This window comes from Petrachloros mirabilis (genome assembly GCF_975968855.1).
In genome coordinates this window covers 1-9,449 of sequence record NZ_CDLUDY010000110.1, presented here as the reverse complement: position 1 = coordinate 9,449, position 9,449 = coordinate 1, and the positions used below count along the sequence as shown (strand labels likewise).

The 9,449-nt window shown below is 57.5% G+C and carries 10 protein-coding genes; 8 read left to right on the top strand and 2 right to left on the bottom strand.

Annotated elements, in window-relative coordinates; translation table 11 throughout:
• Both ACWVCN_RS04660 and ACWVCN_RS04655 read right to left on the bottom strand, forming a co-directional pair.
• On the bottom strand, window positions 1-200 hold a 200-nt coding region (locus tag ACWVCN_RS04660; RefSeq protein WP_455244354.1), incomplete at its 3' end, for a YbgC/FadM family acyl-CoA thioesterase.
• Between the two features lies 1 nt (window position 201).
• On the bottom strand, window positions 202-1,458 hold the full coding sequence (locus ACWVCN_RS04655) for a TIGR02710 family CRISPR-associated CARF protein (protein WP_455244353.1): 1,257 nt from the start codon (window positions 1,456-1,458) through the stop codon (window positions 202-204).
• 149 nt (window positions 1,459-1,607) lie between these two features.
• On the opposite strand from ACWVCN_RS04655, the gene ACWVCN_RS04650 reads away from it, so the two are divergent.
• The 8 genes from ACWVCN_RS04650 to ACWVCN_RS04615 form a co-directional block, all read left to right on the top strand.
• Window positions 1,608-2,042: an NfeD family protein gene (locus tag ACWVCN_RS04650; protein WP_455244352.1), complete on the top strand. Its 435-nt coding sequence runs from the start codon at window positions 1,608-1,610 to the stop codon at window positions 2,040-2,042.
• Between the two features lie 42 nt (window positions 2,043-2,084).
• On the top strand, window positions 2,085-3,023 hold the full coding sequence (locus ACWVCN_RS04645) for an SPFH domain-containing protein (RefSeq protein WP_455244351.1): 939 nt from the start codon (window positions 2,085-2,087) through the stop codon (window positions 3,021-3,023).
• Window positions 3,024-3,079: 56 nt separating this feature from the next.
• The gene (locus tag ACWVCN_RS04640; protein ID WP_455244350.1) at window positions 3,080-3,658 is read left to right on the top strand and encodes a D-sedoheptulose-7-phosphate isomerase; all 579 of its coding nucleotides are present in this window, start codon (window positions 3,080-3,082) and stop codon (window positions 3,656-3,658) included.
• A complete protein-coding gene (locus ACWVCN_RS04635; protein ID WP_455244349.1) occupies window positions 3,642-4,634 on the top strand; it encodes a hypothetical protein in 993 nt (330 codons plus the stop codon). The genes ACWVCN_RS04640 and ACWVCN_RS04635 overlap by 17 nt, the downstream gene beginning before the upstream one ends.
• Window positions 4,635-4,642: 8 nt before the next feature.
• Window positions 4,643-5,317, top strand: a complete 675-nt coding sequence (locus tag ACWVCN_RS04630; protein WP_455244348.1) for a SprT-like domain-containing protein — start codon at window positions 4,643-4,645, stop codon at window positions 5,315-5,317.
• Between the two features lie 51 nt (window positions 5,318-5,368).
• On the top strand, window positions 5,369-6,556 hold the full coding sequence (locus ACWVCN_RS04625; RefSeq protein WP_455244347.1) for a DNA polymerase Y family protein: 1,188 nt from the start codon (window positions 5,369-5,371) through the stop codon (window positions 6,554-6,556).
• Window positions 6,557-6,603: 47 nt separating this feature from the next.
• Complete coding sequence (gene rfaE2 / locus ACWVCN_RS04620) at window positions 6,604-7,086, top strand: D-glycero-beta-D-manno-heptose 1-phosphate adenylyltransferase (protein WP_455244346.1); 483 nt, start codon at window positions 6,604-6,606, stop codon at window positions 7,084-7,086.
• Between the two features lie 3 nt (window positions 7,087-7,089).
• On the top strand, window positions 7,090-9,449 hold a 2,360-nt coding region (locus ACWVCN_RS04615; RefSeq protein WP_455244345.1), incomplete at its 3' end, for a DEAD/DEAH box helicase.

The following is a 9,449-nucleotide window of genomic DNA, read 5'->3' as shown; positions in this document are numbered from 1 at the left end:
TCGCCGTAGCGAGCCGGCGTACGATAGTCCAGTTCGGCGCGCACCACGACAAACGCTCTCCCTTCCTCGAGAAGACGGGCCACCGAAAGTCCCCGCTCTTCAAGATAATGCGTCCTGGCCCGCTCGAAGTATTTGAGGTAGTTTGCATAGTACACCACACCGCCGCAGTCGGTATCTTCATAGTAGATCTTGACGTCCATCTCAGAGCAAGAGCGTAGGAAATTTCGGCAAGGACGTATCTGGAACCCCCGTCAACTTGATCACGACATCGTACAACTGTTGTACACGTTCGGGCTTGATCGTTTCGAACCCGTGGCCGAGGACGGATTGATTCGCAGCATCAAGTAACGGTTTCATCTTCGGCCATTCGCGAAGGAACGATTGGCCCATCTGATCACCCAATCCTGCCAGGACGCGAAACTGAGCTTGCAACGGCAGTTTGTATTTCCCGTCGATATCTTCAAGATAGCAGATCCGACAGGTTTCCTGGAGCGACTGTGGCAATTGCTCCGGCCGAACATCCCACGTCTTGATTTTGTGCTGCTTGAACAGCTGCCGCTGGGCGAACGCCTCAAGAGCGCGAATCAATGACTGCATGGCGGTTTCTGCATCGTTGGCCACTCTGAGCCGTCGATAGGCGTGAGCAAGCAAATCGACGGCGAGTAATTCTTTTGCCTCTGACGGATCGAGAACCAGTTTCTCCAAGAATCCCGCGTTGGCCTTGATCGCCGATACGACTACTTTGAGCCCTGGAGGCCCGCCGAACAACGAGGCCATGTCCAGTGCCTTCGCAGAGGATTTCAATTTTTCCCAGGCCTGCCGATAATGGAACCGTTCCCATAGATCATATCCTTCCGCAATATCGGCAAATGCCCGATAGAGCGGTTTCTGCCCACCACTGACCCGCATTTCGATCTGGCGAAACAACAATCCGGCTGCGACAAACGCCCCTCGATTGAAGAGATCACAGCCCTCATGTCTCATGATCTCCGCCGCCTCATCCCAAGGATTCGCCGACAACCAGAGACACTCGCGACCCTCGATCACGATCGATTCGCCGTCTCGTCCCTCTTCCGCTGCCACAGCCGACACAATACGTGACGTAAAGGGCATGGCGACCAGTGAGAGGGCACCGGCCATGGCCGGCGTCGCACCCGTCACGTCGACGACCAGCGTTCCCTGTTCAACCTTCCACGTGGTCAGGATGACAGGCAGCGATCGGGCGATGTCCTGGTAGCAGGCAGGAAAGCTCTCTGTATCATTGATGACAACCCAATCCCACCGGCGGGGCATTTGGGTGAGCTTGGGTTGCACGGCATTTTCAACCATCGCCTTTGCCGACTCAGGCAGCACGAAACACAGCGATTCAGGACACAGACGATTAATCGAATACACCGCCGATGCAAGATCGCCGGTAAGGGCAACGACCAGTGCGGAAACTGGTTGATCATGAGCCATCTCGTGCGGACTATATCATCGGCCTGCCGGACGATCAATTCACGCAGCGTCGAAATTCCTTCTTCTTGACGGTCTTTAGAAACGCGCATAGACTCTTGCTGTCTTTACGAAATCCTTCCAGCTCCGCACCGCTTTCGGCGAGGTTCACGATGACTTGGTGGTATTGGATGGTCCTGGGCCTGGCCCTCCTCGGCGCCGAAATGACGATGCCGGGAGGTTTCTACATTCTCTTTTTCGGACTTTCCGCCCTGGTCGTCGGCACCTTGGCCGGACTCGAAGTCGTAACCGCAGACTGGTTACAGTGGCTGCTGTTCTCCGTTATCGCCGTCGGGTCTCTCTTGCTCTTCAGAAGTCCCTTGCTAGCCAGACTCAATGAGAGACGGAAGGGGCAGCCCGATGTCGATTCTATGGTCGACGAGGTTGCGATCCCGCTCGAACCGCTTGCGGTCGGTGCAACGGGAAAGGCGGAATTGCGCGGAACAACCTGGACGGCGAAGAACGTGGGTTCGGCATCGCTCGACAAAGGCCAGCGCGGAAAGGTCACTCACGTAGAGGGGCTCACGCTCTGGATCGTTGCGGAGTAGTTTGCTCATGACCGTGAACGAACGAAGGTAGAGGAGGTAAGCATGTCGTCAGGCACATTGGTTGTGCTCTTTCTGGCCCTACTCGTTCTGTACGTCATCGCTAAGACCGCCGTTGTCGTCCCCCAGCAAAGCGCGTACGTCGTCGAACGCCTCGGGAAATACTCCAATACCTTGGATGCGGGGTTTCATATCCTGCTCCCCTTCTTCGACACCATTCGTTATCGCCATTCGCTCAAGGAAACGGCGATCGACATTCCGGAACAGGTCTGCATCACCCGCGATAACGTCCAGGTTTCCGTGGACGGCGTGCTCTATCTCAAGGTGCTCAACCCTGAACGGGCCTCCTATGGAATCAGCGATTATAACTTCGCGCTCTCCCAACTCGCCCAGACAACTTTACGGAGCGAGATCGGAAAGATTGAGCTGGACCGGACGTTCGAAGAGCGGACCAACATCAATATCCAGGTTGTGAACGAGTTAGACAAAGCCTCTGAACCCTGGGGCGTGAAGGTCCTACGGTATGAAATCAAGAACATCACGCCTCCGAAGGACGTGCTCAACGCCATGGAAAAACAGATGCGCGCGGAGCGGGAAAAGCGCGCCTTGATTCTGACCTCGGAAGGCGAGCGCGACGCAGCGATCAACCAGGCCGAGGGTGAAAAGCAACAAGTCATCAAGGCCTCTGAGGCAAAGAAACAGCAGCAGATCAACGAAGCAGAAGGAGCAGCCTCAGCCATCCTGGCTATCGCGCAGGCTACGGCCGAAGGGTTGCGCAAAGTCGCCGAATCCATCCAAGTCCCGGGCGGTCAGGAAGCCGTGCAATTGCGTGTCGCCGAACAATACATCACCCAGTTCGGCGAGCTCGCCAAGTCGAGCAATACACTGGTGCTCCCCGCCAGTGTTTCCGATGTCGGTTCAATGATCGCGTTGGCGATGAATGCCATCAGACAAGCTGGTTCTGCTACGCCGATCAGGTCGTAAAGGGTTCTGCATGGGAGGTTTGACAGGACCCGACCCCTCGCCTAGAATCGCCCTCGATGAAAGACTTTGTCCTTAGCGCATTCCAGGAAAGCGCGAACGTCAAACAGCAATTCGTCCGCGATCATGTGGACCGTATCGTGGAACTCGCTAAGCTACTCGCAACGGCTTTTCGTGAGGGCAGGAAAGTTCTTCTTTTCGGAAACGGCGGTAGTGCCGCAGATGCCGCGCACATCGCTGCTGAATTCGTAGGCCGTTACAAGCGCGAGCGCCACCCCCTGCCGGCCATCGCACTCGCCACCGATATCGCTGCCATTACCTGTATTGCTAACGATTACGGTTACGACGAACTCTTCGCCCGGCAGGTGCATGCGCACGGCCAGAAGGGAGACCTCGCAATCGCGATCAGCACCAGCGGCAATTCCCCTAATGTGATCAAAGGTGTTGAGGCGGCAAAGGCTTGCGGCCTGACAACGGTTGGATGGACCGGGGGCACCGGCGGCAAACTTGCCTCAATGGTCGATTTTTCTTTTGTCGTACCGTCAAAATCAACCGCCCGGATCCAGGAAAGCCACATCACGTTAGGTCATGTCCTGTGCGAACTGACTGAGGAACAGCTCCTTGGCAAAGCCTCCTGACCGGAAACGACCGCCCGTCGCCGTTCGCAGCTTGATCCCGCCCATCAATGTGACGGATCTCAAGACCTATCCGCTCAAGAAGCGCCACAGCAAAGTGCGGGTCTCCGATTTCGCCAAACCTTGGCGGCGGGGCGGAAGTTTCAGCCAGTTTTATCGAGCCTTACCGGACATCCTTGCCGTCAAAACACTCAGGGCCGTCGCCAAAGCGATCGCGATGGCTCACCGCAGGGGCCGTCCCGTTATCGTCGGGATCGGAGCCCATGTCGTCAAGGTCGGACTAGCGCCGACCTTCGTCGATCTGATGGAACAGGGAATCGTCACCGCTGTTGCAATGAACGGAGCCGGCATCATCCACGACTTCGAGCTGGCCCTCATGGGCCATACATCGGAAGAAGTTGACGCGGAGATCGACGAGGGACGCTTTGGGATGGCGGAAGAAACTGGCCGGATCCTCAACGAAGCGATCGCCAGGGGTCATCGTGATGGACAGGGACTCGGTGAAGCAGTCGGCCACTACATCAATCGCTACAAAGGACAATTCCCCAACCGCGGGACTAGCATTCTGGCGACCGGTGCCAGATTGAGCATTCCCGTGACCGTCCATGTCGCGATCGGAACCGACATCATCCACATGCACCCGGCAGCCGACGGGGCGGCGATCGGCGCGACGTCCCTCATCGATTTCCGGCGACTCGCTGCAGTCGTCGCCGGAATGGAAGGCGGCGTCTACGTGAATCTCGGCTCGGCCGTTGTGCTGCCGGAAGTCTTCTTGAAAACCGTCTCACTCGGACGGAACCTCGGGCATGATCTTTCCAACATTACGACCGTCAACATGGACTTCCTCTCGCACTATCGTCCGCAAACCAACGTGGTCCGCCGGCCGACGCAAAAAGGCGGCAAGGGATATTCCTTGATTGGCCACCACGAAATTATGTTACCCTTGCTTGTCGCGGCAGTCGCCGAAGAGCTTGGATAACATCGGACATGGCGCTACGCTCCACAGTTCCCCTTACATCGCAAGAACTGAAGGAGATTTGGTCCGGCCTCAACCGGCAATATTTCGACGAGGCCCTGCCTCCGATCGATCTGGTGTGGAGCCGCCGGCTGACAGCCTCTGCCGGTATGTTTGTCAGCCGAGTGGGGCCCCGATCTTTTTGGGCCGGAACCGCTTCACAGAAATCCGCACAACGGGAGATCCGCCTGTCACTGCCGCTTCTCAAGCCGTTGGTGGCCCATCATCCGTACGGGCGCAATGAACTCATCAGCACCCTTGCTCATGAAATGATCCATCAATGGCAGTATGATCTGCTTAAACGCAGACCGAACCACGGACCGGACTTTCTCCGCAAGATGACGGAGATGAATCGAGACGGAGAACTGGCCGTCACGATCTACCACTCCCTTCAGACCGAAGTACTTGCCCTCGCGAAATTCGCCTGGCGCTGCCGCCAATGCGGCCGCATCTATCGGCGCCAACGCAGGACCATACAGCCGCGCCGCCACCATTGCGGAAACTGTCGCGGTTCCTTGCAGGAACTGGGGTCACCCAATGCTGTTCGTCGGGCCGCCATCGCAGCTGAACAGAAGCTCAATGGCCCTCCTGCATCCTCCACGTCATACGTACAGCTAGAGCTGGATTTCTTCGCGACAAGGTTCTAAGCTTCTCCGCTGCGCGGCTTTTCTCCACTTACTGTTTCGTTCGAACGACGAATGACGAGTGATGTCTCATGGCTGCCGAAGGCTCGTTGGCCACGCCAAGTTCTGTTTGGTGACGTTGATGCGATGTTCGCCTCGGCCGCCGTCGTCAAAGACCCAAGCCTTTCCGGCAAACCGATTGCTGTCGGCGGGCCGCCGCCTCGCGGCATCATTGCCGCAGCTAGTTATGCTGTCCGCAAGTTCGGTGTCCGGTCGGCTATGCCGACTACCGAAGCCTTGCGGCTCTGCCCACATTTGATCTTGCTCCCGCTGGACCGCCCTCTCTATCGGCGCTTGCACGATGAGATGAGGGTCGTGACCGATCGACTCTTCCCCGCGACAGAATGGAGCAGCATAGATGAGTTTTACGCCGATACAACAGATCTGCAGATCCGATACAGGGATCCGATCGCCCTCGCGAGGCTGGTCAAGTCTTCGATCCTTGAGGCGACTGGCCTCCATTGCACCATCGCGGTCGCATCGGGGAAAACGGTCGCCAAGATCGCGGCCGATTCCCACAAGCCGGACGGTTTGACAATCGTCCCTCCCGGATCGGAAACTGCTTTTCTCTCGCCTCACCCCCTGGGAGCCCTTCCCGGCATCGGCCCCAAGACTGCAGCGCGCCTGAAATCGATCGGACTGAAAACGATCGGGGATCTCTCGGATCCAAAGTGGGATCAGCCTCTGCGAAACGTCTTTGGATCTCGTTTTCTCTGGATTCGTGAGGTAGTACAAGGGCATGACCAGGAACCGGTCGTACCGGATCGGGAATCCAAGAGTGCCAGTCACGAAACGACGTTCGATCAGGATACGTGTGACCGAAGCTTGCTCGAGCAGACACTCCGGGGTTTTCTTCGCTCGCTGGCCCTGGAGCTCCGTCACGAAGGACTGGCAGCGGGTGGATGCACCGTGAAACTGAAAGATGCCCGGTTCGCCATCACGACTAGACAACGGCGGTTTCCACAGCCTCTCAACTACGATCCGGACATGTGGCCGACGATCAAACAGGCGCTTCAGGATTTGGTCAAAGCGGGAACGAAGTATCGACTTGCCGGACTGGGCCTGACAGCCCTGACTCCCGCGCCGCCCGGTCTGTACGATAGGCGACGGAACAAGGCGATCGAGGCGATGGACGCACTGATCGCTCGCCACGGCCCAAGCGTCATCGGCCTTGGAGGGGTCACGCGAGACACAGACGATTGACCTCTTCTCTTTCTATCTGCCCACACTGACGGTATGATGTTGTCTCCATGACCGACAAAGTGAAGACCAGCGCCCAACTCAGGCCCATTTTGGATTCAGCCCGTGCGCAGAACAAACGGATCGTGTTCACCAATGGCTGTTTCGACCTCATGCACGTGGGTCATACTCGCTATCTGCAAGCGGCGAAAGAACTCGGCGACCTGCTCGTCGTCGGCGTCAACAGTGACGCCTCCGTCAAAAGCTTGAACAAGGCGTCGGACCGGCCGATCGTGAACGAAGCTCAACGAGCTGAAGTGCTGGCCGCATTGGGTTGTGTGGATTATGTCGTCATTTTCACTGAACCTGACCCGTTGACCCTGATTACCGCCTTGCAACCGGATGTGCTCGTCAAAGGAGGGGATTGGTCGATCGACAAGATCGTCGGCCGCAATGTTGTCGAGCAACGGGGAGGCATTGTCAAAACCATTCCGCTGGTTCCAGGCATATCGACCACCGCACTTGTTCAACGCATCAGATCGCAATCAACATAAGCCGTGTCAACCTTCCCATCCCATCCTTCGCCGGTTCAATGCTGCTCGTTGGTCGCCGCGGCGCTATCGCGGCAAAGCGCCAGGCCCTGTCTCACAGGCCTCCACGGATCGACGGCCGGCTTCGCCTTGACACAGTTGTGGCATCCGCAATCCGGTTCCGTCGGCCAATTGCCCTGGCTGGTTATCGCAAGATCCGACGAAGCCGCGGAGAGGCTGTACGATGACATCAGGTTTTTCCATGGGCTGCTTGGGCTGTCGACGAACTCGCTGGCGCTGTTTCCGCGTTGGGAAACCCTGCCATACGAGTCGACGGCTCCGCACGTAGGCCTCGTGGCCAGACGGATGACCACGTTGCATCGGATGAGAACAAGCTCTGCCGCGAAGGTTGTGACGTCCATCGATGCGTTCATGCAGCGGCTCCTGCCGGTAGAAACATTTCTTCACACACTCCTGTCGTTCAAAGTCGGCAGCGGAATTGAGCGGGAGGTCCTCACGGCCGGACTGCTTCGACTGGGATACCGCCGGGTGTCCGTCGTTGAAATCCCCGGCGAGTTCAGCATTCGCGGCGGCATTGTTGATATTTTTTCCACGGCATATACGGAGCCCTTGCGCGTTGAATTTCTCGGCGAAACCGTCGAATCTCTCCGTCTGTTCGACCCTGCTACCCAGAAGTCCACAGCTAAAATGGATCGTGCGGTCGTCCTGCCAGCGCGCGAATACCTGCGGCCTGAAGAAGCACCGGAGGCACAGACACCGATTCCAGCGGACGCGGAATGGCGTGCCCCCGATCTCTACGGAGAGATGCATAGCCTTCTCGATTACTTCACCACACGCCCCCTGCTCGCACTCGATCAACCGGCCCAGTTAACAAAGGCCTGTGCAGAAGTTTGGGATAAGATCGACGACGGTTACCTTCGGCACAGCGATAGGAAAGAGGCGGCGCCTTACCCCTCCCCAGAACGGTTATTCCTCACCTGGCGTGAACTTTCTGATCTCACAGGGGGTTGGTCACAACTTGCCCTTGAACCTTTGGCAGAGACCGATGCCTCATGGGACCCGGTGCAATCGTTTCCCGCGCAGGTTCCAGCCAGCAGTGGACTCGGAGCGCGAGGCACACCCTTCAGCCAAACCCTTTCGATCCTTGAGCAGCTCAGACAGGACTGCCGAGTCATTTTGGTCGCGAGAAGCCGAGGTCAGGTCGATCGCCTCCTTTCCCTATTGCGCGAACACGACGTCCCTGCGATCGAATGGACCGCCTCGAGTTGGACCTCGACCAGCCAAGGACGCACACCGTTCTATGTACTGCACGGCGATCTTTCGGCTGGATTCCTGTCCTCCGAATTGCGATTGGCCCTGCTCACAGAGGAGGAGCTGTTCGCGAAAGGAGCCCGCCACAAACCGCAAGCCAAGAGCAAAGCTGCGACATTCCTCTCATCGCTTGAAGACCTCAACGTCGGCGACTATGTCGTCCACGTCCAACATGGCATCGCCAAGTATCGAGGGCTCAAACGGCTTTCGGTTCAAGACTTCGACAGTGACTACTTGATCCTGGAATTCTCCGGAGGAGACACGCTCTACGTGCCGTTGGACCGCTTGAATCAGGTGCAGCGGTACAGCGGCGCGGAGGGTCATGTTCCACGACTGGACCGCTTGGGCGGAACCAGCTGGGCGAAAACGACCGCCCGGGTAAAGAAAGATATCGAAGAGATGGCGCATGAACTCATCGACCTTTACGCCAACCGGGAACTTGCCAAACGTCATGCCTACGGTTTCGACAGCACCCTCTATCACGAGTTCGAAGCGGCATTCGAGTACGAGGAAACGCCGGATCAGCTGAAAGCGATCGAGGACATCACTCGTGATATGGAATCCAGCAAGCCGATGGACCGGTTGGTCTGCGGCGACGTCGGTTACGGGAAGACGGAAGTGGCGATGCGGGCCGCGTTCAAAGCGATTGAGGACAACCGGCAGGTTGCCGTCCTGGTGCCGACGACCCTGCTGGCACATCAGCATTACGATAATTTCTCGGAAAGATTTGCGCCGTTTCCCACCACAGTAGCGCTCCTGTCTCGCTTTCAATCCTCCAAAGAAGCCAAGGCTATCCTCAAAGACGTGGCAGCGGGAACCATCGATATCGTGATCGGTACGCACCGGCTGCTCCAGAAAGACGTCGTGTTCCGCAATCTTGGGCTCGTGATCATCGACGAAGAACAGTGGTTCGGCGTAAAGCACAAGGAGCGGCTAAAAGAACTGCGGACGCAAGTCGATGTTTTGACACTCACCGCGACGCCCATCCCGCGCACACTCCAGATGGCCATGGCCAGTGTGCGCGACCTCTCGATCATCGACACGCCGCCGGCCGG